The sequence below is a fragment of the Fortiea contorta PCC 7126 genome (assembly GCF_000332295.1).
Lineage (GTDB): Bacteria > Cyanobacteriota > Cyanobacteriia > Cyanobacteriales > Nostocaceae > Fortiea > Fortiea contorta.
Genome location: NZ_KB235930.1, coordinates 1,789,090 through 1,815,392 on the forward strand (window position 1 = coordinate 1,789,090; position 26,303 = coordinate 1,815,392).

The following is a 26,303-nucleotide window of genomic DNA, read 5'->3' on the forward strand; positions in this document are numbered from 1 at the left end:
GTCCAGCGTAACTTATTTTGATTCTTGACCCTTGACCAATGACAGAACCACTAATCGAATTAAAAGGCGTTTCTAAATCCTTTGGTAGTAATAAAGTTTTAGATAATGTAAACTTGACAATTTACCGAGGAGATGCATTAGGAATTATTGGCCCTTCCGGGACGGGAAAATCAACAATTTTACGAGTGATTGCGGGATTAATGACTCCCGATACTGGCGAAGTTTATGTACAAGGAGTGAAGCGAGATAATTTAATAGAGGATGGCGCTGATCCGGTAGGGATTGGGATGGTATTTCAGCAAGCAGCGTTATTTGATTCGTTGACAGTAGAAGAAAATGTGGGGTTTCTACTGTATCAGAATTCTCAGATAACGCGATCGCGGATTCGAGAATTAGTCAAAGAAAAATTGGACATGGTAGGTTTGTCAGGGATAGATCATCTCTACCCAGCAGAACTTTCGGGAGGAATGCGAAAACGGGTCAGCTTCGCCCGTGCAATCATGTCTAATCCTGATAGCCCTAATGACGATACAGAAATTTTACTATACGATGAACCAACAGCCGGACTTGACCCCATCGCCTCAACTGTGATCGAGGACTTGATTCGCAATTTGCAGCAAGCCCAAGGAGTCTGTAGTACTTACGCAATTGTGACTCATCAAGATAGTACCATTCATCGTACAACCGATAGACTTGTATTTCTTTATCAAGGTAAGGTGCAGTGGCAAGGTACAGTTAATGAAATCGACAGCACAGACCATCCATTAATTAGACAATTCATGAGTGGGAGTGTGGAGGGACCGATTCAAGTAGCTGGTTAATTCATCTAAATGGAAATAACTGTACTCAACGCACAGAATCACAACTTAGGCATAATTGTTGGGTGGAGGGAACAGATGCGAGGTTTAACAAACCGCTTCATGTCTACACGAATTTTAAGAGAAGGCTCGGTAGGATTATTAATCTTGCTGGGAATGGGGGTATTTGGAGCGATATTATTGTGGTTAAATAGATTCAGTACTAGTCGCAGTTCCTATAAATTAATTGTAGAATTTGCTAACGCTGGTGGGATGCAAAAAGGCTCACCAGTTAGATATCGTGGGGTAAAAGTAGGAAACATTTCTGCGATTCGACCAGGGCCAAATGCCATTGATGTGGAACTGGAAATATCCCAACCTGATTTATTAATTCCCCAAGACGTGTTGGTAGAAGCCAACCAAAGCGGACTGATTAGCGAAAGTATTATTGATATTATCCCCAAGAGCGCCTTACCAAGCGGAGTGACGATTGCTAAACCGCTAGATAAAAAGTGCGATCGCCAGTATATTGTTTGTAATGGCTCTCGGTTGAAAGGTCAAATTGGTATTAGTGTTGATCGACTGATCCGCAGTTCTACAGAACTAGCCACAGTATATAACAATCCGAAATTTTATCAAAACCTCAATCGACTATTAGAAAACGCTTCCTTAGCCGCTGCAAGTGTAGCCGATCTGAGTCAAGATTTGCGGGGTTTATCTAAAAGTGCTCAAAGACAACTAGGAACTTTTTCCGACACTGCTAATTCAATCCAACGCGCCACAAATCAACTTACTGTTTCCACCTCTAAAACTGCAGATCAACTCGGCTCCACAGCTAAACAGTTTAGCATCACCGCGAATCAAGCCAGCCGCTTGTTAAACGATCTTGATAACCTCGTCATCACCAATCGTTCTTCACTGGTGAGCGCTCTCAATAACATCACCCAAGTCAGCGACAAACTTTTAGTTACAGTTAATAGTTTATCACCAGCCGTCAACCGCTTGAGTCAAGGAGAATTACTCAACAACTTAGAAACACTCTCTGCAAACGCCGCACAAGCATCAGCTAACTTACGCGACGCTTCCCAAAACTTAAATGATCCTAAAAACCGCGTCTTGTTACAACAAACTCTAGACTCAGCCAGGGTAACATTTGAAAATACCCAAAAAATCACCTCAGATCTAGATGAATTAACAGGCGACCCTGCTTTCCGTAAAAATCTGCGACAACTGGTAAATGGCTTAAGTAATTTAGTGTCTTCTACAGAGCAGATGCAGCAGAGCGTACAAGTTGCTGCAACTTTAGACTCGCTTCAAGCATCCCTCAATAAACCAGACACAGACACCCTAGAGATTAACCCCGCACCAGCAGCCTTCAAAAGTGCTGAGTTAGATACTCATGAGAATAATATATCATCCCAAGAACGCTTATTAAAACAACTGCGGAAATACGAGCAAGAGCAAAAACAACAACAATAACTCTTGACAATTTTACAAGCGACTTTAGAAGCGATTGGGAATTAATGAGAAAGCATCGCCATTGTCTGTAACATAACTAGAATCAGCAAGCGTAGACCCCGACTCGGTTTTCGTCAGACATCGCCTAAAAGTGTATAAAGAATAAGTTATTCTAATGTACTCAACCAGGCTTCTAAATCTGTAATTGCCTGAAAATCTAACAATGCTTCTCCAAGATTTTCTAATTGTTCAAGAGAAAGAATTTCAATCCGCTCACGTACCTGTGGAGGTAATTCTCCCACACGGCGATTTAACAGTCGGAGAATGAGCGATCGCTCTCCTTCTTGCCGTCCTTCTTGTCGTCCTCGTTGTTCTCCCTCAAGTCGTCCTCGTTGTTCTCCTATTTGTTCTCCTTCTTTGAGAATTTCTTGATAAATTACTGACTCGCGCATCATACCCTCCCGAAATAATTGTCGAATCAAGTCCTTTTTGTATTTTAATCCCGCTAAGATTTGGGTGTAAGCAGAAATTTGCGCTCGTTGTTGTGGCTGTATTTGATTGACTCGTCCCACAACTTGCTGCAATAAAACTTGAGGTTGGGTGGTTGCTGTTAGGGGTGCCAGTGGTAACAAAGCCTCGTCGTTGAGGAACAGTTGAGGATTTTCCTCCCACATGCAAATCACACGATATTCGTGACGAGTATTTTCAACTATAAAAGCGGTTTCAATGACTGTTTCTGGTGCTGGTGGAAGCAATAAGACAACGACTTGCGTGATTGGTAGACGATACAACCGATACAACCTCACCCAATAATCGAGCATCCGCAACGGTAGAGGTGGTGTCGATTCGAGTTTGGTTTGAAATTCCAGATGGAGAATACGTCCTTCTAGTTGTAGGAATGTGACGTAATCGGCGCGAATCGGTTCAATACTCAATTCGGTTTTGAGGACTGTGACGCTTTTTTGGGGTGTTCCTAGTACCCAACTGGCAAAGGTAGTAGGATGTTTTTCCGATAGTAGCTTGCACAAGTTATCAAAGGACATTTTTGAGCAACAAAAATCTCATCAGGCTTTGTTATTATCTCCTAGATGGTGGGCAAATTGCTTACATCAGTTTTTGCACTTGGGCGATCGCTCTCCTAAAAGTGTATAAATAATCAGCGCGGTTGTAGCAAGCGATCGCCCGAATTCAAGAAACGCTCGCCCGAATTCAAGAAACGCTCGCCCGAATTCAAGAAACGCTCGCCCGAATTCAAGAAACGCCCGCCCGAAATCAAGAAACGCTCGCCCGAATTCAAGAAACACCCGCCCGAATTCAAGAAACGCTCGCCCGAATTCAACGAACACCCGCCCGAATTCAATACAGCCATGAAATCCTTAGCGTTACTCTGCGCTTTCCTCCGTATTCCTCCGCGTTAAAATAAAAATTCTGAATACAAAGCCAAAATAATTACATAACTCTTGAACCCACAACAAATACATCCAACGCCCTATTACACCCAAAATAACGGAGCAATATACTTAGGTGATAGCCTAGAACTGATCAAATCCATCCAAGACAACACCATTAATCTCATTCTCACCTCACCTCCATTTGCACTCACCCGCAAAAAAGAATACGGCAACCAAAGCGCCGAAAAATATATAGAATGGTTTCTACCCTTCGCTGACGAATTTAAAAGAGTCCTCACCGATGACGGCTCATTCATATTAGATTTAGGTGGTGCTTATCTTCCTGGAAATCCTATCCGCAGCATTTACCAATATGAGCTTTTAGTCAGACTCTGTAGAGAAGTCGGCTTTTATCTCGCTCAAGAATTTTATCACTACAACCCCGCTCGACTGCCAACCCCCGCCGAGTGGGTAACAATTAGACGCATTCGTGTTAAAGACTCAGTAAATGTGGTTTGGTGGCTATCAAAAACACCAAATCCAAAAGCAGATAATAGAAAAGTGTTAAAACCCTATAGCCAGAGTATGCAGCAACTACTCAAAAATGGCTATAAAGCAAAAATCCGCCCTAGTGGCCATGATATTTCTGATAAATTCCAAAAAGATAATCAAGGGGCAATTCCACCAAATTTATTAGAAATTGCCAATACGGAATCAAACAGCATTTATTTGCGAAATTGTAAAGCAGCAGAAATTAAGCCTCATCCAGCACGTTTTCCGCAAGGGTTTGCAGAATTTTTTATTAAATTTTTGACTGATGAAGGTGATATAGTATTAGACCCATTCGCAGGTTCTAACACAACTGGGTTTGTTGCCCAAACTTGGCAACGTCAATGGATATCTTTTGAGATTAACGAAGAATATGTCAAAGGAAGTCAATATCGTTTTAGTAATTAGTAAAAACTACAAATCACTGGTAGTTAATAAATCAAATCTCTCCATTTACTTGCATTTTATGCACCTCATCTGCTAGCTCTTGACGACTTTGATCATCTAGCTTGTCAATCGCTAGCATCCCCATGAGAATCACTTCTTTTAGGGTTAAACGGGTGGAATGTGCCTGTTTTTGCACAATCTCCTTAATAATTGGACTGACGCCGATCGCTGTACTAGCTCTAGCCACAAAACAATAGGGAAACATTAATGACTTAGCCTAAATCTTAGCACTTTCCACCTACTTCTCCCATATAACTCTGGGACAGAATTTAAACTGCTAGTACATATATTTATGCGTCTCAGCAAAAATACTAAACTCTAATAACACAGATGATTCTCTGCTTGTGCAAAATCATCAGTAAATTATGTAAATAACAGAGATTTCACTCATAAACATCTGTACGCACGCAAATTTTAGGTAATGTTTATTACACAATTTTCTATTACTAAAGAAAGATTTTCTGCTAAAAGAAGCTAAATCAGCTTTCTTTAGTACCTTAAGTCTGCTTTACAGATTCAGACACTGTAAATCAGAATAATAACTTAGTTCAAATAAAATTGTCCTGAATTGAGTTAATCACAGATGTCATAGGTAATTGTAATGAATAGAGGAGAAGTAAAACGATGAGGGATCCGTATCTGTTGGCAGCAAGTTTGTTAACAGGATTGGCAATACCAGCATCGGCCTTACCACAGATGTCGATTTTTCTGTCGGGAAATCCCAGAATTCACTGGGATGTGCCACAAAATTCGCAGTTAACACCGAGTGAAAAGACAATCCCCAGTATTAACATCTCCTCACCACAATTGAGCGATCGCGGTTTGCAACTGAGTGCAGATGTGCGCCCCACATCGAGGGAAGCCCGCTTGATTCCCAGTCTTGATACCCCCTTACCACTTAGTCATCAAGAATTACCAGCGCCGACACAATCATCATTTAACCCCAGTTTTTCCAGATCAAGCCGCACCTTGACATCTGGTAGTCAACTTTATCAACAAAGGTTAGTGTATTTGAAAACTGGCCAGAGTCATAAATACCTGGATGAAAACAGCTTGCAATCTTTATGGGAATCAGGGAAAAAACATCAGTTAACCTATGAAGACTGGAAAGGTTTATTAGCTTTAGAAGCCAAGGCGATCGCTCAAGAACAAGGTGCAAATCGCCTGAATATTCTAGTAGGTGATTCTTTAAGCTTGTGGTTTCCCCATAAAAAACTACCTGCTGGCAAATTGTGGCTAAATCAGGGAATTTCTGGCGATACTTCCGGGGGAATTTTAAAAAGATTGGGAGCATTTTCCCATACGCGACCAGATGTGATTTACATCATGGCAGGAGTTAACGACTTACGCAAAGGATTGGGCGATAACATAATTTTGTATAATCATCGCCAAATTATTCACAGTTTACGCAAAACTCATCCCAAAGCGGAAATAGTTGTTCAATCAATTTTGCCGACTCGCCTCGAAAAAATTCCCAACCAACGAATTCGCTATCTCAACGCCCAATTAGCACAAATTGCCAAACAAGAAAAAGCAAATTATTTAGATATCTATAATTGGTTTACAGACTTTGAAGGTAACTTGCGTTTTGATTTAACCACAGACGGTATACATTTGTCAGCGGAAGGTTATGATGTTTGGCGATCTGTGATCCAGCAGGTAGAATTCAAACTTTCTCAGCGTGAAAATTAACTGTGTACTGTAATACAATTACTTTGGCGTTGGGATAGTCTGCTGGAAATTTTTAAGAACTCATCTTTAGGTAATGTACCTTGGCCATAAATTTTGATCGGTAGTGTAGAAGTGTATGAAAAAGTGATTGAAAATCTGTCAGTGTCTATAGGCGGCTTGGCGCGGTGAAAAACATTGCACGTGTCAGTAAAAACTGCTGTACCAGAACGGCCAGTACAAGGTTGCCAATTTAATGTAGGTACAACAGCTTTCATCCGTTCATCTGAGACGAAACCAGACCTATATTGAAGAGCTTGACGTGATGATACGGTTATATTTTTTGAAATGTATTCAAACGGACCACCATTTAAACTCACATCATTCAGATAGACTATGATTTTGAGCATCCGATAATCTTCCACATCTATATGCCATTGTCTGACATCTAAATGTTCTCCATTAGCAATTTCCCTCCGAAACTCTACACCATGATAAAGTATTGGCAGACCAATATAATTTTCAATCACATTTAGTAATTTTTCTTCCACACCCCATAAAAAAATTTCTGGATACTCCATCAATTTAACTAAAGGTATATTAATTACATGCTTGCCGTTGTTTGGAAGCGTTAGTAACGTTGTTACCAGCTTTTCGCTGCTAGCAAGCATTAGAGGTGTAGAGGTGATGTTCAGTGTTTGTAAAGAGGAAATACAAACTCCTTCCTGATGCAAAGATTTCACCAAAGTTGAGTCTTCCGGAGAAATTATTGGTAGATAATTAGCGTGGTTTTCAAGATTTCTTTCATAAATCTGCTTTGATGCAATTTCAAATAAAGGAAATCGCATCAACATTCTCTTAATCTTATTAGGTATTCGGCGAATTTTTTCTTGGGTTAGCATATATGTTCCTTTGGTAATTCTCAACTAACTGTGACTAACGCCAAATGCCTAGCGTTTTCCGTAAAGTTCAAGTCTTAAATGACTGCATTTTCGACATACATCAGCACAAGCACGTAGAATTGATTCTGAAGAAAATACGGCAGATATCTCTTTAGCGTGAGGAATGCTCCGCCGCTTTCAACTATCTGTGTAACGCCATCGTTAATTTAGCCAGTATAACTTAGCACCTTGTATGCGTTAGCATAATTTATCTAAATACAGAAAAATTCAACAGATTTTTAGGTTTTTATGATTTATTTTTAGATATTTAATTTTTCAGTGTTTGATTTTTAGAATATGCTTCAATATACGTATTTGGAAAGTAGTTTTAGTATTTTTTATGACAATATATTTAGATAAATACTTAAATCCCAGAAAAAATTCACATTTCTTCTGGGATTTAAGACAATTGTTATTATCTTTCAGATACAAATAAAACGCATCAAAATGAGTCTTGACAAAACCTTTAGTTAATGCGTGTCACAAGCCAACAAAACCTATGCTTTAACTTTCAACGGTTCCCGGTTTAAAACTTGATTTAACTTCCCACTGCGATAACCTTCTAAATCCAGCGTGACATAGATAAACCCAAATTCCTGAAAAGCGGAAACTACTTTCTGCAAATCCGTAACCAACACAAACTCCTTGATGTGTTCTGGTGACAATTCAATTCGTGCGGTATCCCCTTCAGAGCGCACACGCAAATTTTGCCAACCCAGCTTTCGCAGATAAATTTCTGCCCTACCGACACGCTGTAACTTAGAAATTGTAATCTCTTCACCGTAGGGAAAGCGAGAGCTTAAACAAGGTTGAGCGGGTTTATCCCACCAAGGTAAACCGAATTGTTGCGAAAGTTGACGGACTTCTAGTTTAGTCACACCAGCTTCGGCTAGAGGCGATCGCGCCCCTCTTTCCTTAGCCGCTTGAATTCCTGGGCGATAATCGTGCAAGTCGTCTGCATTCACTCCATCAACAACATAGGGATAACCCAACTCTAAAGCCAAAGGTTTGAGAGTATCGTGTAATTCGCTTTTGCAGAAATAGCAGCGATTCACCGGATTGGAAGTGTAATTGGGATTGTCCATCTCATGGGTGTGGACAATTTTATGGGGAATCCCGATAGTGACTGCTTGAATTTTGGCATCTTCCAGTTCTTCTGGTAACAAAGAAGGAGAAACAGCAGTCACAGCCAAAGCGCGATCGCCCAACACATCATAAGCAATCTTGGCAACCAAAGTACTATCAACACCTCCAGAATAGGCAATCAGCGCCTGTTCCATTTCTCTAAATAAAGCTTTTAGTTGCTCAAGTTTTTCTGTCAGCATCATTTTTTAGAGTCTTATGAAAACTCCATAGCACCCAACAAATCTTATTGTAGTCATTTGTTATTTGTTATTTGTCAAGACTCAGTTTCTGCCGTTGATTTTGGACGCTGGCTGTATTTTGCCACTAGAGTTGCTAAAAGTGATAAATCAATCGGTTTGGAAATATAGTCATCAACACCAGCAGCTAGACAGATTTCGCGATCGCCTTTCATCGCCATTGCTGTTTGAGCAATTATTGGTATCATCCGATACTGCCCATCTTCTCGCAGTTGTCGCACTAAATTCAAACCATTGCCATCAGGCAAGTTCACATCCATTAAAATTACGGTGGGATTGAGTTGTTTAAGTAATTCCCACATCTTGGTGGCACTATTTACCCAAGTCACCTGATAACCCAACTTACCTAAATAAATTTTGATCAACTCCGCATTAGGTAAATCATCTTCCACTAATAAAATTTTTTCACCAGAGTTCAAACTCGCAGAATCAGTCGGTAAACAGAATAGAGAACATGTTTCACCCCGTTCTTCCCCACCATCTTCTGTTAGCCACGGTTCACCCATAGGCGTTAACGGCAGTATGATTGTGAAGCTGGAGCCGTGTTGAACTTCCGATTCTACCTGCAAGCAACCACCGTGAACCTCTGCCAATTTGCGAGTCACCACTAACCCTAAACCAGTTCCCTCTTCCCGACTGGTGGCGCTGTTAGTAACTTGGAAATAAGGTTGAAACAGTTTATGCTGGTCTTCATGGGAAATGCCAGTGCCAGTATCCCAAACTGTAAAATGCACAAATAAACCTTTAGTCACAACCTTCAAGCCTACTGTTCCTTGGTTGGTAAACTTGAGGGCGTTAAATAGCAAATTCAATAACATTTGCTTGATTCGCAGGGGATCAGCCACAAGAGTTGTGACATTAGGATCTATGTCTAAAAGCAATTTCAGACCCTTACTCGCAGCTTTCTCTTTCACCAGCGTCAACACATTGCGACATAGCACTGGTAAATTCACCGTCTCCCATTGCACTTCTAGCTGATTAGCTTCAATTTTCGATAGATCCAAAATATCGTTGATTAGCGCTAGCAAATGCTTACCGCTAGATTGAATAATATTTAAATATTCTTGATGACGTTCTTTGCTGGGATCGTAGCCTTGGGCTAACAGCAGGTGGGTGAAACCAATAATCGAACTTAATGGGGTGCGGATTTCGTGGCTGGTGTTTGCCAAAAATTGGTTTTTGAGTTGATTGGTGCGCTCTAATTCTAGATTAGAGTGACTTAACTGTTGCGACTTTTGTTGTAAATATTGTATTTGTCTGAGTTGCGTCAAAGCCACAGTACACTGCGAGACAGCCCGTGTTAGCAATTGCACTCTGAACTTAGCTGTGGCGCCTGGAAATAAATCTCTATCTGCGCTCAAAGATGGTGTGGAGATCATGATCCAACCAACAACTTCGCCAGAATCATAAGTTAATTGCCAAGCGCCGGGCGGTTTTTGCTGTTCTAGATCCTGTAAAACTTGAAGTTCTATGGAATCTTGCGATCGCCAGCGCCGCTTTTTTCCTTCTTTGTCTATCAGTTCCAAGAGTGGGCTTTGCGATCGTCGGGATGAAGCAGTAGAAATATAACAGACTTTGCCAACAGTTTCGTGTGGCTCAAAAAGAGCGATCGCCACATGACTATTCTTCAAAGCACTGTTGATATCATTGACCAAGATTTGAAAAATTTCTGCTTGCACGACTCCTGGCTGTGGCACAGTTTTACTAGCAGAAAGGACGCAATCATTGAGGTGACTTTGCAACTGGTTCAAGCTGCTTTCCAGCCACAACTCGGCGCGAAGTTGCTGGATGGTTTTCAAAAGTGTTGGCGTTGTTTCTATCTGTGAGTGCTGTTTTGGTAAGCTTGAATACTGCTGCATGGTCAACTAGACCGCTGAACAAATTTAGCTTCGCACAAAAGTGCGAACAAGATTTCGTGTATATTAGCGCACAAACGTCTTTTATATATACAGCATAACTTATGGTGTCGAATGTGACGAGGATCTCAAAACCCATTGAATAAAATCACTAACTCAGGATTTAATTACAGCTACTGCACATGATGGATATACAAATTGCTCAATTAATGATCAACGGAATTGCTGTCGGGAGCATTATTGCTTTAGCAGCAGTCGGACTCACCCTCACCTATGGAATTTTACGGTTATCTAATTTTGCCCACGGTGACTTTCTCACTTTGGGAGCCTATTTGACACTGTTAGTAAATACCCTAGGTGTAAATATTTGGCTGTCAATGATCTTAGCTATGGTAGGAACGGTAGCAGCGATGCTGCTTTCAGAAAAATTGCTCTGGTCAAGAATGCGCTCTATCCGTGCTCATTCGACGACACTAATTATTATTTCCATCGGGCTAGCCTTATTTCTTCGCAACGGGATTATTTTGATTTGGGGTGGTAAAAACCAAAATTACGATTTGCCGATTTCCCCGGCTTTGGACATTTTCGGTTTAAAAGTGCAGCAAAATCAATTACTCGTGTTGGGATTGGCGGTAGTGGCAATTTTGGGACTACACTACCTACTGCAAAATACCAAAATAGGCAAAGCCATGCGCGCCGTTGCTGATGATTTAGACTTAGCCAGGGTTTCTGGAATTAATGTTGACCAAGTAATTTTTTGGACTTGGTTAATTGCTGGTACACTGACATCTCTGGGTGGCAGTATGTACGGTTTAATTACCGCTGTACGACCGAATATGGGCTGGTTTTTGATATTACCACTATTTGCCTCTGTGATTTTAGGCGGTATTGGCAACCCCTACGGTGCGATCACTGCAGCTTTTATCATCGGTATCGCCCAAGAAGTCAGCACGCCTCTGTTGGGAACTCAATACAAACAAGGTGTAGCCCTGCTAATCATGATTTTGGTGCTGCTCATTCGTCCCAAAGGTTTATTCAAAGGCACAATCTGAGCAGCACCCCGGAGTCTTAACTATTCAATGATATGGAAATAGTAAGCAGCTACCAGGAAGTTGATAGCTAACAGAAGCAGTGCCCAACCAGTACGGAAACTATAGTTTGGTTTATTTGTTTTAGCAGTCATCAGCTGTTCTCCTAAAAATCAAGACTTCTTAAGGAATACCAAACAGAAGTACCAATTAGCCAATTTCTTTAAAAATATATAGGGAAGGGAGCATTGGTAATTGATCTTTTCCTAGCTTCCCTCATCTTTCCCATCACTCCACCTCTTCTCCCGCGTGGTAAGAACTGCGAACCAAGGGGCCGGAACGCACATGGCTAAATCCCATTTCCTTAGCCATATCACCTAATTGGACGAATTCCTCTGGTGTCCAGTATTTTTGTACTGGTAGATGTTCCCAAGAAGGACGCATATACTGACCAATAGTTAAGCGGGAGCATCCTACATCCCTTAAATCCGTCATGGCGCTGATGATTTCTGCGGTGGTTTCTCCATGTCCCAGCATCAAGCCAGATTTGGTAGGAATGGTAGCATCTAACTCTTTGACCATAGACAATACTTGCAGCGAGCGATCGTACTTGGCTCCCCGGCGCACGGGGCCAGTTAAGCGTCTCACTGTCTCAATATTATGATTGAAACAAGCAGGACGAGCCTTAACAATCATCTCTATTCGCTGGCGTTGACCTTCTTCTCCCACACCAGCACCACCCCAAAAATCCGGCGTCAGCACTTCAATTTGAGTTTCTGGATTCAATCGCCGGATTGTCTCCATTGTCTGGACAAAATGACCCGCTCCCTGATCCGCCAAGTCATCGCGGGCTACAGAAGTCAGCACCACATAACGTAACCCTAAAAGCTGCACCGCTTCCGCTACCTTTTGTGGTTCCTCTAAGTCAATGGGCATGGGTGCGTGACCTTTATCTACTTGACAAAAAGCACAAGAGCGTGTACAAGTCGGACCCATTAGCAAGAAAGTAGCAGTTTTTTGGGCGTAGCATTCCCCACGATTAGGACAGCGTCCTTCTTCACAAATTGTGTGTATTTGGCGCTGTTTAATCACCCGTTGTACAGTAGAAATTTCGCTGGCCCTGCCGATAGAGCGGCGTAGCCAACTAGGCATGGCCATAATTTCCGACTTGAGTTGAGCTTGTTGTGACGAATTTATAGACATCCAACCCAGATCCAAAAGTACAGTATGGCTAGTTTCCCATACCCTGGCAGCGCGTATTCACGTTGGTCAAGGACTGGTTTATAGCCTTAAATATCACGATGACACAAATCTTCTAGACAGTGGGCGCAAGTTTTTTTCAACACTGAAAAATTTCTGACTTATACCGAAATATACTATTCCCCAATCAAGATAAATGTTGGATATAGTGGGAGGATTCTCAAGGTCAAGCGGCAAATTCGCCATCTCACCTACAGTTTCTGTTAGAGTAACCAGTCGTGGCAAGTAACAAAATTCTAGTTATAGATGACACTACAGTTGTCAGGGTAAAAGTACGTGAAATGTTGCCTCCAGGCAATTTCGAGGTGCTAGAAGCAAAGGACGGTATGGAAGGATTAAATTTCATCCTCCAAGAAAAGCTCAGTTTGATTATGTTGGATTTTCTTTTACCAAAAATGAGTGGTTGGGAAGTTTTCCAACAAGTTCAAGCCAATCCAGAGTTAAGAAAAATTCCTCTAGTGATTATGTCTGGCCGTAAGGAAGAAGTCACAGAGAAAATTTCCGAACCTTTTGAGTTTTTTGAATTTCTCGGTAAACCTTTTGACCAAAAGCAGCTGATTGGGGCGATTAAGTTAGCGATGGCTAAGGCTAAATTACCTCGTCCAGAGCCAGTCCTGGTCGGCAATGTCAGTACGAAAAGTGTCTCGATAGCAACTCCTAGCACTAGTAATGGCGCGATCGCTCAACCTTACGCTACTAATACTACAGTAGCAACCTCCGCCCCTGTAACAGTTTCTTCTTCTTCTGCAGACGAGGTGAAGTTGCTTAACGAAAAAATTGACAAGATGCAAGGAGAAATTGACGGCTTGAAGAAACAATTAACTCAGATTGTGACTTTTATTAAACAAAAAATCAAGTAAGACTTTATGGAAAAAAAGAGGTGACAGATACTCTTGTTTCTCTATAAAACCGCTACTTAATCTGTAGCTAAAATTGAGATTTTTATAGCTACACTCCTCTTGATACTTTACAGCACATAACTTTAAACCCAAACAGAATTTTTCTCTATCCCCTTGTAAATAATTCCACAGACATTGTTAAATTTTTATATTAAAAAGTTATCTGTAATTTTTAGCATTCAGTAATTAAATATCTTTTAACAATAACATTATCTTAATTTTCCAACACAGATTAAAAGCTATAGTCCTGCTATTTAAATAACTAAGGGGTACGAGAAAACCGTACCCCCGGATATTTATGAGTTTCAGAATCGGCAATTAAGCCTACAATTGCTCTGGTTGCTCGATGGTAATCGCAGTTGCTTGAGTACTCACAACTTTTGTGGATTGTAAAATTGGAGTATTAGCAACTGAATTATTTGCCAAGGTAAATAGCGGACTTGATAAAATTCCTGCTATGGAAGTGGCAATTAAAGTCACAATTAAACTCACTTGCAGAGGTCTGTAGCCTAGTAAATTCCAACTTATTTCTGGATAGTTTCTCACTACCTCAGACATTTCTTGGGGTTCTTTGACTACCATCATCTTCACTACGCGGATGTAGTAGTAGATTGAGACGACGCTAGTAACTAAGCCTAACAAAACTAACCAGTAAAGGCCAGCTTGCCAACCAGCCCAGAACAAGTAAATCTTCCCAAAAAATCCAGCCAGTGGCGGAATCCCTCCTAAGGAAAGTAAAGAGATACTTAAACCCAAGGTCAGGAGTGGATCTTTTTGATACAAACCAGAGTATTCAGCAATCTGGTCGGTTCCCGTCCGCAGAGAGAAGAGGATGATGCAGGTGAAGCCGCACAGGTTCATGAACAGATAAACCATTATGTAAAAAATCATACTGGAATATCCGGCGTCAGTACCCGCAATCAACCCAATCATCACAAACCCGGCTTGGGCGATTGATGAGTAGGCTAGCATCCGTTTCATGCTGTTTTGTGCTAGAGCAACTACGTTACCCAAGATCATACTCAGCACGGCCAGGGCGGTAAATACAAATCTCCACTCATCAGCCACGAGGGCGAAGACTACTGTTAGTAAGCGGATAGCTAAAGCAAGCCCGGCTGTTTTGGAACCAACAGATAAGAAGGCTATCACTGGAGTGGGAGCGCCTTCATAAACGTCTGGTGTCCATTGGTGGAAGGGTGCGGCGGAGATTTTGAAGCCAATACCTGCTATTACGAAGACCAGAGCAATCACCAAACCTAAAGATTGACCAACATTGGCTGCAGCAATACCGTTGGCGATCGCACTTAGTTCGGTTTGTCCACCTGATAAACCATACAGCAGTGATACACCGTACAAAAATACTGCTGTGCTGGAAGCCCCAATCAACAGGTACTTCAGCGCTGCTTCATTGGAGCGGGGGTCACGCTTGGTATAACCTGTCAACAAGTAAGAGGATATACTCAGGGTTTCTAGGGAGATGAAAATCATCACCAACTCACTAGCCCCGGATAAAAACATTCCTCCTAGGGTAGCAGATAGCAATATAGCGATGAATTCCGCTAAAGCGGTGCCGCTCTGCTCCACGTAGCGAATAGATATCAGTACAGTGACAGCAGCGGAAAGAGCAATGATCCCGCGAAAGACAATACTTAGGTCATCACCATTAAAACCACCGCTAAAAGAAATGGGGTTGGTGTTATCCCATTGAAAATACAGGGCGACAATCGAAATTAGTAAACCTGCGATCGCTAGATATCCAGTCCAGCGTGAGGATGGGCGCCCCAAAATCAAATCTACAATCAAAACCCCCACGAGGGTGAGAATCACAATCCCCTCTGGTAAAATCGTTCCAGCATTTAACTGGGATGCAAGATTAGCAAGATCCATGAGATGTATAGGTTTTGGCGATTAGACGTCAAGGCTAACTCTGTTTATTCTATCTATTGTTCTGGACTAAAGTTGCATCAACCTTTTTGTCTGAAAGCATAGACTCACTTCAGGGCTAAATCTACTCAAATGCGTTTCCGTGGCGCTACAGTGATTTTGTCAAGCAACACCCTTGAAAATCGTTTGTTGTCTTCCTAAACTATTCAGCGAGGGCTATGTACCGGGATTCAGTAACGTCAAAAAAATTAGCAGTCCAGATGTATACTGAACTGCTTATATACAGACAAGCAGACCAGATATCTTCTGAACTGCTGATTATAGAATGATTGTTATAAGACAAATACTAGCTGTGCATTTGCCTGACGGTATTCTCTCAAGACTTAATAGCGTCGAGGTGAATATCCACCGTCATTTTTTCCCCAGTTACCACCAGAGCGAGAACCCTTGTCTTCTTTTGGTCTAGCTTTATTAACTTTCATTACGCGACCCATCCATTCAGCGCCATCTAGGGCCTGAATAGCAGCATCTTCCGCAGCGGCCGATTCCATTTCTACGAAACCAAAGCCTCTAGCACGCCCTGTTTCCCTGTCAGTGGGTAATTGGACTTGGCTAACAGTACCGTACTCGGAAAATACTTTTGTGAGGTCGTCTGGGGTGACGTTGTAGGATAAATTCCCTACGTAAATTGACATGAAACTCTCCAGAATCCATTGATGCAGAGATGCTTATCCGGAGAGCCGCTTGAAATTATGAATAACAACAAGATCCGTATCACCGAATTCACTTCTCCATGCTCATCCTAGCACAACTTCCATATAGGCGAGACTGAATTGACATAGCGATCCTCATAACATGTCAGATGTTTTACATTAGAAATATTTATGATTTTCCGGTTTCCTGTGTGAAATAAAAAATCAAAATCAGGTTTGCTGGAGAAATTCTTCTGGGTCAATTCCCCAATTTACCCAGCAAATGGCTTCAAGGGCTGATTTCATATCAGGTGGAACTCGCAAAGCGTGAATGAAACCTGTACTAGGACATATCATTTTTAATAAATAAATTGGTTCGGCATCAACATCGGCAGCAATTTTTAATAGAGTATATTCTGCCCAATTATCGAATTCGATTGCTTGTAATTCTTCGCAGATTTTGGCATAACCAATACCTTGAATTAATACTCGTCGCAGTTCGGCATTTTGTTCCGTTAACAACCATTGCGCTTGCCACTGCTGCGGGTGGATTTTACCGTACTTTTCCGGTAAGGTGACACCGTGATAGGAATAGAGGCTATATCCATCGATAAATTGTATTGCTGGTTCGCCTTCTGCATGGAGGCGATTTTGATGATCGCAGCGGATTTGAAGCGGGCGATCGCACACTATGCAAATATCATCATAGGCAAATATCCAACCGCATTCTTGAATCAGGGTTTGGAATACCTGCCATTCTCTATGAGGATAAGCAATATTCAACACGGATATACAAAAATCAAACCCAGTCATCCAATGAATATAGCTTTCTGGTTTGAAGCCTTCATTAAGTTGAATTTCCAGCCACCATAAATAATCATTTTCTTGTGGATTTAGCTGCACACTAAATTGAGCTAATAAATCATTGACTAATTCATGCTCGAATGGGTCGTCTACTAAATACTGAAAAAAGTTCATCAGTTTAGCATGTGCTTGTTTTCCCAACTGTTGAGTTAGCTGTCTTGCAATTTCTTGAAAGAAGTGAGCCGGAAATAAACTACCTAAACTATTTGGTTCATAAAGATAACTTTCTATAAATTGAGGTGACAGTCGTTTGACCATCCAGTTACAAGCTGCATAAGAACTATCCTGAAAAATAACTTTTGGCGGTTCATAATCAATGGCATGATATGTAGCTTGCACTGCTGCTACAACTTTATCTTTATTTATTGGCTCAGTTGAAAGAGCAATTTTCCGCCACTTCTCTCGATAAACTGGAATCAAAGCCTCTTGCTGAGGCGTTAACGTCTCAATCAGCGACATAACGCCAACCTTCAGGTTCGTATTCTCTTTGTATTTTCACCATCCAGTGACCTTGTGGAATTAGGATCGCTTGATGCTCTTCATGCTTCAGCAACGCCGTCTCAGAAAAAACACGTAAGTAAAGCGTGCCATCTTTTGCAGACAATTCTGCTTCTCCTTCAACAATACGATGTTTGTGTCCCGTTACTTCCCCTGCCGCCAAAGTCAAGTGAGATAGCTTTTCTCCTGCAACTTGTTGTACAGATAGTAGAATGACATCACCTTGACGAATTGCTTGCATAGTTGTGTCTCTTAACGATAGGTAAACACCCCACTTCGCTTTTGCTCCCAAGTTTGGTTTAATTTTGGCACAACTGTATGAGGAATGGGGCATTGGGCATTAGCACTGGGTTATTAGTTATTTCTCCCCAGTCCCCAGTTCCCAGTCCCCAGTCTCCAATACCCTTGTCCGCAAAATAAGAGCTATCGCCCTATGACACTTGGGGGGTATTTTGCTCAGTGTAGTCGCCAATTATGCCTCTAATAAGTTAAAGATGGAAATAGTTGGAAATTCACAACTAGCGTTCCCTATCTTATTATCTGGAAAGGAGTGCGCCCAAAGTTCAGCGGATTTCACCCTAGCGGGCAGTTTGTGTGAGGATGAAAGCACATCTCTAAGCGTGACGTTTTATCTTGACAGCTCGCCGAAATTGTCTCAATTTGACTGTTTAGCTTAGCAGCTATTCTTTTTTTTGAAATTTCCATGTCAACTCTCGTCATCGTCGAATCTCCGACTAAGGCTCGTACCATTCGCAACTACCTACCATCAGGCTATCGGGTGGAAGCGTCTATGGGTCATGTGCGTGACCTTCCCCAGTCAGCTAGTGAAATTCCCGTCGCTGTGAAAGGGGAAAAATGGGCGCAATTAGGGGTGAATGTAGACGCCGATTTTGAACCGGTGTATGTAATTCCAAAAGACAAAAAGAAAATTGTCACCCAGCTCAAAGACGCTCTCAAAGAAGCAGATGAACTGATCCTAGCAACTGACGAAGACCGCGAAGGTGAAAGTATCAGTTGGCATTTATACCAGTTACTCAAACCGAAAGTGCCGACAAAGCGGATGGTGTTTCATGAAATTACTCAAGACGCAATCAAAAAAGCTTTAAAAAACTGTCGCACCATTGATGAGCAGTTAGTCCGCGCCCAAGAAACCCGGCGGATTTTGGATCGACTAGTAGGTTATACCCTGTCGCCGCTGCTGTGGAAAAAAATTGCTTGGGGGTTATCTGCTGGACGAGTGCAATCTGTAGCCGTGCGGCTGTTGGTGAATAAGGAACGCCAACGCCGGGCCTTTCGTGAGGGTACATACTGGGATTTAAAAGCTAGTTTGACCGCTCCAGCTACAGGAAAGCTCAAAGGGCAAGAATTTACTTCCCTGTTAGTCACCTTGGGTGGTACTAAAATTGCTACTGGGAGCGATTTTGACCCAGCCACGGGACAAATCACCGCAGGACGGAATGTGGTGCTGCTCACACAAGAGCAAGCAACCGCTCTCAAAGAACGCTTGACTGATAAAACCTGGAGCGTCACTGACATCGAGGAACGTCCGGTGACACGTAAACCAGGGCCACCGTTTACCACTTCGACTTTGCAGCAGGAATCTAACCGGAAACTGCGCCTCTCAGCCAGAGACACAATGCGGATTGCCCAGAACTTGTACGAGCAGGGGTATATTACCTACATGCGTACAGATTCGGTGCATTTGTCCGACCAGGCGATCGCCGCTGCTCGTACCTGTGTAGAACAATTGTACGGTCAACAATACCTCAGTCCCCAACCTCGCCAATACACCACCAAATCCAAAGGTGCTCAGGAAGCACACGAAGCCATTCGCCCGGCGGGTAGCACCTTCCGCACACCCCAGGAAACAGGTTTAGGTGGTCGAGAATTGGCTGTGTATGACCTGATTTGGAAACGCACCGTCGCTTCCCAAATGGCTGATTCTCGCCAAACTCAAATTACAGTGCTGTTGCAAGTCGAAGATGCTGGCTTCCGTTCTGCTGGTAAGCGGATTGATTTTCCTGGATATTTACGCGCCTACGTTGAAGGTTCGGACGATCCAGAAGCAGCACTCGAAGATCAAGAAGTAATTTTACCTCACCTCAAGGTAGGAGATCACCCAGATTGTCAGGAACTAGAAGCCGTGGGACATGAAACCCAACCGCCAGCTAGGTACACCGAAGCAACGCTGGTGAAAACCCTCGAAAGTGAAGGTATTGGGCGTCCCAGTACTTACGCTAGTATTATTGGCACAATCATTGACAAAGGTTATACCCAATTAACTAATAATGCTCTGATTCCCACCTTTACTGCCTTCGCCGTCACCGACCTGTTAGAAAAACATTTCCCCGATATTGTCGATCCTAAATTTACCTCCAAAATGGAGCAAACCCTAGATGATATTGCCGATGGTGAAGCTAATTGGCTACCTTACTTGCGGCAGTTTTATTTAGGAGAAAAAGGTCTAGAAACTTTAGTCAAAGAGCGGGAAAATCAAATTGATGCGACTAAAGCCAGGACAGTAGAACTGGAAAATCTGGAGGCTAAAGTCCGCATTGGTAAATATGGCCCTTACATCGAAGTCGAAAATGGCGAAGGTGTAGTCACCGCGTCAATTCCCAAAGATTTGACACCAGCAGACCTCGACCCTAAACAGGTAGAAGTACTACTGCGGCAAAAAACTACAGGCCCTGACCAACTCGGTCGGCATCCGGAAACTGGCGAGCCAATTTATGTAAAGATTGGCACTTATGGCCCTTATGTGCAGTTGGGCGACAAATCAGAGGAAAACCCCAAACCCAAGCAAGCTTCCTTACCCAAAGGCGTGACTCCAGAAACTGTCACCCTGGATATGGCTGTGGGATTATTGGCGCTACCCCGGACATTGGGCACTCATCCAGCTACTGGGGGCAAAATTCAAGCCAGCTTGGGGCGTTTTGGCCCTTATGTGGTTCATGACCAGGGTAAGGAAGGGAAAGACTACCGCTCTTTGAAAGCAGCTGATAATGTCTTGACAATTTCTTTAGCACGTGCATTGGAATTATTATCTGAACCAAAAAAGGGACGCAGTTCTACCAACAGCAAGTCTAAGGCAGCTTTACGAGAATTAGGAGCACATCCAGAAGATGATGCACCAGTGAATATCTACGATGGCCCCTACGGCCCTTATATCAAGCACAGTAAAACTAATGTCAGTATTCCCGAAGGCGAATCAGTGGAAAATATGACTTTGGAGCAGGCGCTGAAATTGTTAGCAACTAAAGCATCGTCAGCGAAATCAACTCGCAAGACAACTAAGTCAACAACTGCTAAATCAACAACGGCTAAATCTAAGTCAACTTCTAAGTCATCCAGAACCACTGCCAAAAAAACTGATGGGGCCAGTTAAATCAAGGGAATGACGGAAATGGGGAGGTGGGGAGTGGGGAATAAGTAATTACTCTTACCCCATACCCCTAGCCCCTGTTAGTGATGAATGTGATACTCTAAGAAGTAAGGCAAATCACAATTCGGAATTTATAAGTGGCAGATGCCCGGTTTCCGGGAAAGTATCATAGCCCGGTGAACAGTCAAAAGTGCGAAATTACGCCAGTTTCTGTTTAGCTGTTAATCAAAATTGAGGTAGTATCTCAGGAGCGGTCAGTTCATGGACTATATAGAAAAGGTACTGGAAAAGCTTAAAGAATTGGCGCGTAAGTTAATTGAGGCGCTGCTAGGGCCAGAAGTGGAGCCAGAACCGGAATTGATTCCGATTCCTGTTGATAACCGTTCACGTCGTCGTTAGCAGCCTAAAAGTGCCAGACTCGATGTTGTTACCTCTAACCATTTTGGTGCTGCACGGGCCAAACTTAAATTTACTGGGACAGCGCGAACCAGGAATTTATGGCTCTCTCACATTGGCTGCAATTAACGAACTGTTGGTAGCAGAAGGACTCAGGCTACAAGCGACAGTCCTACCTGTGCAGTCAAATCATGAAGGAGTTTTGGTTGACGCTATTCATGAAGCGTTGGGAAAATATCAAGGAATTTTGATTAACGCAGGAGCATACACCCATACGAGTGTGGCATTACGAGACGCGATCGCCGGCGTAAATCTACCTACAGTCGAAGTCCATTTGAGTAATATCTACCGCCGCGAAGACTTTCGCCATCATTCATATATAGCCCCAGTAGTTATTGGACAAATCAGTGGTTTTGGCGTCCAGAGCTATTTGCTGGGCTTCCAAGCGTTGGTGCATCACCTAAGGGCCGGAAACGGCAAAAGTTAAAGGTAAGTAAGGATAAAAAAAGCTACTGTATACGTGCAGGATAATTTGCAGCAGAAAAATCACAGATGAATAGAGATGATTCATCCTTTTTGATCTGTGGTCTACAATTTCAATTTTATCCCTTTTTGTGCAAGACCAAAAAAATATCGGGATTGTTGACAAAAGTTAGTACAAGTCGCTGTGGGCGAAAAAATTAAGTGTTTGTCTCAGAAAGCTCTGCGCCTCTTACAGGGTTCAGACTAAAGAAGTATGAAGTATAAAAAAGGAATTTAATACAGCAAGAGCCGTGGGCGAAGAAAATTCTGTTTTTCTCCACTCATAAAAAATCTCACGGGAATTGGGAAAATCCTTGGATTCAACCATAATTTCAGACTTTAGACTTCATACTTCGGACTTCATCCTTGAGCTAATTGATAAAAAATATGCGCTATTCTCTCGTCAGCCGATTTCGAGGTGCTTTGTTGGGGGCTTTGCTGGGTAAAAGTTTAACCTCTGACGGTGACGTTGACAAGATAGCGGTTCTGGGGATGGAAAGTTTAATTAGACTGGGTAGATTAGATGTGGATGAGTGGCGCGAGCACCAGCAACAAAACTCACTTCATTCAGAGCCAACTTTACCAGTCTCGCCAAACTTGATCCTCAACACGCTCCCTGTAGCACTATTTTTTCACGAAAATACAATTAGACTGCGACAAAGCCTGCTGCGTGTGTTACAAATCTGGGAGGATGACCCAGTGGCAAGGGATGGAACATTAGCAGTAGGGTATGCGATCGCTAAATCTCTAACTGAAAAACTCCAACCTCAAACTTTGATTCCGGAAACGATCGCTTTTATCGGTGAAACACCGACACTTCTACCACAACAATTAATCAAAGTTAATGAATTGTTAAACCAGGGGGCTGGATTGGATAGGGTGCAGACTGAGTTGAGTAAAGACCAAAAGCAGAGTCATGCTGTAGCTATGGCGTTTTACTGCTTTCTGGACACCTTGGAAGACTACCGTTTGGGAGTTTTGCGGGCTACTCATACAGGCGATCTTGAGCGACAAAATCCGGAAGATTTATACTCGTACAGTACCAGTGCAATTGTTGGCGCTTTATCAGGTGCTTACAATAGCACCGCAGGAATTCCCGCAAATTGGCGAGTTTTTCACTCACAACCCAACTTAACAGCCCAGGGAATGACCAATTTTTCTCAGATGTTAAAATTGGTCGATGTACTCGCGGCTGTGTGGTCAGGAATGTGCAATTTTGACCTGCATTCAAGCAAGTTAAAACTAGAGGAAGGTGTAATGTCTGACGGACAAGAAGGAGTTTCTTGTCTATCTGTCTACGCTGCTCCTCGCGTCATCCGGTCGCGTTAAACTTCACATCTACCGATTTAGCAGTCATAAACTAGCAAAAAATAGTAGTTTTTTATACTAGAATTTGCAAAGAAAATCTCAACTCGGCTCTCTAGGTAGCTAAATCTCTGAGAAAATGACTTTTGTTAGGGGTGGGTAAAAGGCAATTTTACTTTCACCGCCGAACCTTGTCCTGACTTCCAAAAGAAGTCTGCTATAACCAGTTCTAGCCACCGAAGTTCCGAAAAGCTCCGGTAAGTATTGCTTGGACTTTTTTGAAGATTGTCTTGTTTTGAGGTATCAAAGTAAGCAACTGCAGCCACAAGTAATGAAAACGCAGCGATTTTTTCAGTCCTTAGCCCAGCAATTAAATCACTGGCGGCGGCGGTATAAAGTACTAATCCGGAAAACACCATTGCTAGAATCGGTGAGCAGTCACAGTCGCAAAAGTCGGCGCCGCAAGTTTCATCGAGTTGTTCTGAGCAATATCATTTTGTTTTTAGCGAAAACCGACGATCAAGTCAGAGTTCAAAAACGAGCAGTAGCGCGTAGAGCCAGGGCAAAATTGGTTAAAAATCGCGGTGTGATTAATTCAGTAGGTTTAAGCTGGGTGCATGAAAACCGCTCCTGTGCTGTTTTGGCGATCGCAGTTATCTCCCTCACAGGCGTAATTGGCCATAAATTATATAACCAGCCCAAGCTAAAAGTGGGCAATGTTGCGCCACAAACAATCACAGCACCTTACACAGCTCGCGTTGAAGACCGCAGAAAAACAGAAGCTCAACGCCAAGCCGTCAGTCAAAGTTCCCAGCCGATACTGATGGTTGATATCCAAAAAAATGAGCAGATTGAGCAAAATTTGCGCCAACTTTTAGAAGTAGGTGAAGTGATTCACGCCATTGCTGGGCCTTTTCCATTTTTTGACACGTTGGTTTTACCTATCTCCAGCCAGCGTTATCTGCGCTCTTGTCCGGAATCAGAATGGCAAGAACTGTTAGTAGCCATAGAAAATGCAAAAAAACAGAAAATAGGATTATCAATCTCTGCACGCAGGAGCAGTTTTAGCAGAGCGCCAGACACCAAAACACCGACTATAGTCAAAAATCAAATACCCCAGAAACGCCCATCACAAAATAGTCCTGGGGCGACAAAATCAACTCAGATTCCCCGCACAACTGAGTTTATTCAAGCAGTAGCAGAACTGGAAACTTATCGGATTACGACTGAGGATCGCAATTTATCTTCACTCATCGACCAAATTTCCCAAGCACGGCAAAAATACATTCAAGCGAAAACCAAGCTTTTGCAGATGGGGGTGCTGGGGTCGCAGGCTGTGTACGAAGATACCATTCTCTTGGATTTGTCAGATGAAGATTGGCTCAAAACCCAATCGGGAATCCGTCAGAGTGGCGAGCGAATTCTCACCCAAGGTATCCCCCACGGTTTACCGCCCAACGTTTTACAGGCTGCGGTGAGTCTGCAAGTGCAGACATTTGTCCCTAAAGACGCTGAAAACTTAGCAAATAAACTGTTGCTAAGTGTGTTGCAGCCCAATTTGAAGCAAGATGAAGAACAAACTAGAATCCGTGCTCAAAGAGCGGCTGAAGGAGTACCGCGAGTCATGGTTGAGGTGCGCCAAGGTCAGGAAATTGTCACGAAGGGAAAGAATATTACCCCGTGGAGCTTTGATTTATTAGAGTATTATCATTTGAACCGGCGAGAGGTGAACTGGCGAAAGCTGGGGCAGTTAGCAGGGGTGGTCAGCACGGCAGTGGCAATTTTCGTGTTTGTCGAAAGCCGACTGAAAACACCATTGCGACAACGCGATCGCTTGTTGGTGTTATTACTAACTTTGAGTGTGCCGGGAATACTCACAACTAGTTTACCATATACCACCTGGAGTGCTATTGGTATTTTGTTAGGCAGCTTCTACGGCCCCGCTTTAGGTGTAGCAGTTGTGAGTCTGCTATCGCTGGTGCTACCAATTACCATAGAAATCAGCAAAATTTCCCTGGTGGCTGGGGCTGCGGGGGGAATTGTGGGTAGTTGCATGGCGAAACGACTGCGATCGCGGGAAGAATTAGCACTGTTGGGGATTGCGATCGCTTCCACCCAAGGGGGCATTTACCTGATTATCTCACTGCTGATGGGTACGGCATTCGGTGCTGGCTGGTATCTTGTACTACAAGAAGCAGCGCTGTTTGCCTTATCTGGCTTGTCCTGGAGTATTGTCGCCTTGGGCTTGAGTCCTTATTTAGAAAAGCTGTTTGATTTAGTCACACCCATCCGGTTAGCCGAACTGGCGAACCCTAATCGCCCTTTGTTGAAAAAACTTGCCACACAAACACCAGGAACCTTTCAACACACCCTCTTTGTCGCTACCTTAGCTGAAGCTGCAGCCAAAGAACTCGGATGTAATGTTGAATTGGTGAGAGCGGGCACATTATATCATGATATTGGCAAAATGCACGACCCCCTCGGCTTTATTGAAAATCAAATGGGGGGGCCGAATAAACATGATACAGAAATTAACGATCCTTGGCAGAGCGCCGCAATTATCAAAAAGCACGTCAGTGAAGGGCTGATAATGGCGCGTAAACACCTGCTACCGACAGCAATTCAGGCTTTTATTCCCGAACATCAAGGAACAATGTTAATTGCTTATTTCCATCACCAAGCCCAGCAAATGGCTCAGGCTGATCCGAGTTTGACAGTAAACGACGCTGATTTTCGCTACGATGGCCCTATTCCCCAATCACGGGAAACAGGAATTGTGATGTTAGCAGATTCCTGTGAAGCGGCGCTGCGGAGTCTGAAAGATGCTACCCCAGAGCAAGCTCTAGCAATGGTTAACAATATTCTCCGCGCCAGATGGCAAGATAATCAAATGATTGATTCCGGGTTAACACGGAACGAAATGACCAAAATTGCCAAAATCTTCGTGGAAGTTTGGCAACAATTCCATCACAAACGTATTGCTTACCCTAAATTAAAAGTGAGTAACGAGAAGGTGATTAAAGGGTGAATGATGGCTCCGATGCCTCAGCACCTGAGACCCAACCTCAAGATAAAATTAAA

22 protein-coding genes are annotated in these 26,303 nt (G+C 42.9%); 11 read left to right on the forward strand and 11 right to left on the reverse strand.

Annotation, left to right across the window (positions count from 1 at the left end; translation table 11 throughout):
• The first annotated feature begins 38 nt into the window (after positions 1–38).
• On the forward strand, positions 39–821 hold the full coding sequence (locus MIC7126_RS0108510; protein ID WP_017652718.1) for an ABC transporter ATP-binding protein: 783 nt from the start codon (positions 39–41) through the stop codon (positions 819–821).
• A 75-nt stretch (positions 822–896) separates the two neighbouring features.
• A complete protein-coding gene (locus MIC7126_RS0108515; protein WP_040630076.1) occupies positions 897–2,276 on the forward strand; it encodes an MlaD family protein in 1,380 nt (459 codons plus the stop codon).
• A 146-nt stretch (positions 2,277–2,422) separates the two neighbouring features.
• On the opposite strand, the gene MIC7126_RS0108520 is transcribed toward MIC7126_RS0108515, so the two are convergent.
• A complete protein-coding gene (locus MIC7126_RS0108520) occupies positions 2,423–3,298 on the reverse strand; it encodes a DUF4351 domain-containing protein (protein WP_017652720.1) in 876 nt (291 codons plus the stop codon).
• Between the two features lie 417 nt (positions 3,299–3,715).
• Here MIC7126_RS0108520 and MIC7126_RS0108530 point away from each other — a divergent pair, with 417 nt between their 5' ends.
• Positions 3,716–4,603, forward strand: a complete 888-nt coding sequence (locus MIC7126_RS0108530; RefSeq protein WP_017652722.1) for a DNA-methyltransferase — start codon at positions 3,716–3,718, stop codon at positions 4,601–4,603.
• Between the two features lie 31 nt (positions 4,604–4,634).
• On the opposite strand, the gene MIC7126_RS0108535 is transcribed toward MIC7126_RS0108530, so the two are convergent.
• Positions 4,635–4,847 (reverse strand): hypothetical protein, encoded by a 213-nt coding sequence (locus tag MIC7126_RS0108535; RefSeq protein WP_017652723.1) that lies wholly within the window; start codon positions 4,845–4,847, stop codon positions 4,635–4,637.
• Positions 4,848–5,266: 419 nt separating this feature from the next.
• Between MIC7126_RS0108535 and MIC7126_RS0108540 the strand changes: the two genes are divergently transcribed.
• The gene (locus tag MIC7126_RS0108540; RefSeq protein WP_017652724.1) at positions 5,267–6,334 is read left to right on the forward strand and encodes an SGNH/GDSL hydrolase family protein; all 1,068 of its coding nucleotides are present in this window, start codon (positions 5,267–5,269) and stop codon (positions 6,332–6,334) included.
• Here the strand turns inward: MIC7126_RS0108540 and MIC7126_RS0108545 are convergent.
• The 3 genes from MIC7126_RS0108545 to hrmK all read right to left on the reverse strand — a co-directional run bounded on the left by MIC7126_RS0108545 (position 6,331) and on the right by hrmK (position 10,492).
• Positions 6,331–7,212, reverse strand: a complete 882-nt coding sequence (locus tag MIC7126_RS0108545) for a 2OG-Fe(II) oxygenase family protein (RefSeq protein WP_017652725.1) — start codon at positions 7,210–7,212, stop codon at positions 6,331–6,333. The two genes, MIC7126_RS0108540 and MIC7126_RS0108545, sit on opposite strands and share 4 nt — an antisense overlap.
• A gap of 536 nt (positions 7,213–7,748) precedes the next feature.
• Positions 7,749–8,576, reverse strand: coding sequence for an ATP-dependent sacrificial sulfur transferase LarE (larE, locus tag MIC7126_RS0108550; protein ID WP_017652726.1), 828 nt, complete (start codon positions 8,574–8,576; stop codon positions 7,749–7,751).
• A 74-nt stretch (positions 8,577–8,650) separates the two neighbouring features.
• Entirely contained in the window at positions 8,651–10,492 is a 1,842-nt protein-coding gene (gene hrmK, locus MIC7126_RS0108555) for a hybrid histidine kinase/response regulator HrmK (RefSeq protein WP_017652727.1), read from the reverse strand.
• 182 nt (positions 10,493–10,674) lie between these two features.
• On the opposite strand from hrmK, the gene MIC7126_RS0108560 reads away from it, so the two are divergent.
• On the forward strand, positions 10,675–11,541 hold the full coding sequence (locus MIC7126_RS0108560; RefSeq protein ID WP_017652728.1) for a branched-chain amino acid ABC transporter permease: 867 nt from the start codon (positions 10,675–10,677) through the stop codon (positions 11,539–11,541).
• 20 nt (positions 11,542–11,561) lie between these two features.
• Here the strand turns inward: MIC7126_RS0108560 and psaX are convergent, their stop codons facing one another.
• Positions 11,562–11,672 (reverse strand): photosystem I protein PsaX, encoded by a 111-nt coding sequence (psaX, locus tag MIC7126_RS0108565; protein WP_017652729.1) that lies wholly within the window; start codon positions 11,670–11,672, stop codon positions 11,562–11,564.
• Positions 11,673–11,805: 133 nt separating this feature from the next.
• Positions 11,806–12,714, reverse strand: a complete 909-nt coding sequence (gene lipA, locus MIC7126_RS0108570; RefSeq protein WP_026100117.1) for a lipoyl synthase — start codon at positions 12,712–12,714, stop codon at positions 11,806–11,808.
• 281 nt (positions 12,715–12,995) lie between these two features.
• On the opposite strand from lipA, the gene MIC7126_RS0108575 reads away from it, so the two are divergent.
• Complete coding sequence (locus tag MIC7126_RS0108575; protein ID WP_026100118.1) at positions 12,996–13,637, forward strand: response regulator; 642 nt, start codon at positions 12,996–12,998, stop codon at positions 13,635–13,637.
• A 363-nt stretch (positions 13,638–14,000) separates the two neighbouring features.
• On the opposite strand, the gene MIC7126_RS0108580 is transcribed toward MIC7126_RS0108575, so the two are convergent.
• The 4 genes from MIC7126_RS0108580 to MIC7126_RS0108595 form a co-directional block, all read right to left on the reverse strand.
• A complete protein-coding gene (locus MIC7126_RS0108580) occupies positions 14,001–15,563 on the reverse strand; it encodes an NAD(P)H-quinone oxidoreductase subunit N (protein WP_017652732.1) in 1,563 nt (520 codons plus the stop codon).
• A 380-nt stretch (positions 15,564–15,943) separates the two neighbouring features.
• The gene (locus tag MIC7126_RS0108585) at positions 15,944–16,255 is read right to left on the reverse strand and encodes an RNA recognition motif domain-containing protein (protein ID WP_017652733.1); all 312 of its coding nucleotides are present in this window, start codon (positions 16,253–16,255) and stop codon (positions 15,944–15,946) included.
• 228 nt (positions 16,256–16,483) lie between these two features.
• A complete protein-coding gene (locus tag MIC7126_RS0108590) occupies positions 16,484–17,575 on the reverse strand; it encodes a DUF6745 domain-containing protein (protein ID WP_017652734.1) in 1,092 nt (363 codons plus the stop codon).
• Entirely contained in the window at positions 17,562–17,948 is a 387-nt protein-coding gene (locus MIC7126_RS0108595; protein ID WP_017652735.1) for a hypothetical protein, read from the reverse strand. The genes MIC7126_RS0108590 and MIC7126_RS0108595 overlap by 14 nt, the downstream gene beginning before the upstream one ends.
• A 369-nt stretch (positions 17,949–18,317) precedes the next feature.
• Between MIC7126_RS0108595 and topA the strand changes: the two genes are divergently transcribed.
• The 5 genes from topA to MIC7126_RS0108620 all read left to right on the forward strand — a co-directional run bounded on the left by topA (position 18,318) and on the right by MIC7126_RS0108620 (position 26,250).
• Positions 18,318–21,002: a type I DNA topoisomerase gene (topA, locus tag MIC7126_RS0108600; protein ID WP_026100121.1), complete on the forward strand. Its 2,685-nt coding sequence runs from the start codon at positions 18,318–18,320 to the stop codon at positions 21,000–21,002.
• A 258-nt stretch (positions 21,003–21,260) separates the two neighbouring features.
• A complete protein-coding gene (locus MIC7126_RS31215; protein ID WP_017652737.1) occupies positions 21,261–21,398 on the forward strand; it encodes a hypothetical protein in 138 nt (45 codons plus the stop codon).
• Between the two features lie 22 nt (positions 21,399–21,420).
• Complete coding sequence (gene aroQ / locus MIC7126_RS0108610; RefSeq protein ID WP_017652738.1) at positions 21,421–21,882, forward strand: type II 3-dehydroquinate dehydratase; 462 nt, start codon at positions 21,421–21,423, stop codon at positions 21,880–21,882.
• A 422-nt stretch (positions 21,883–22,304) separates the two neighbouring features.
• Positions 22,305–23,246: an ADP-ribosylglycohydrolase family protein gene (locus MIC7126_RS0108615; RefSeq protein ID WP_017652739.1), complete on the forward strand. Its 942-nt coding sequence runs from the start codon at positions 22,305–22,307 to the stop codon at positions 23,244–23,246.
• 307 nt (positions 23,247–23,553) lie between these two features.
• Positions 23,554–26,250, forward strand: a complete 2,697-nt coding sequence (locus tag MIC7126_RS0108620) for an HD family phosphohydrolase (protein WP_017652740.1) — start codon at positions 23,554–23,556, stop codon at positions 26,248–26,250.
• The last annotated feature ends 53 nt before the right edge of the window (positions 26,251–26,303 follow it).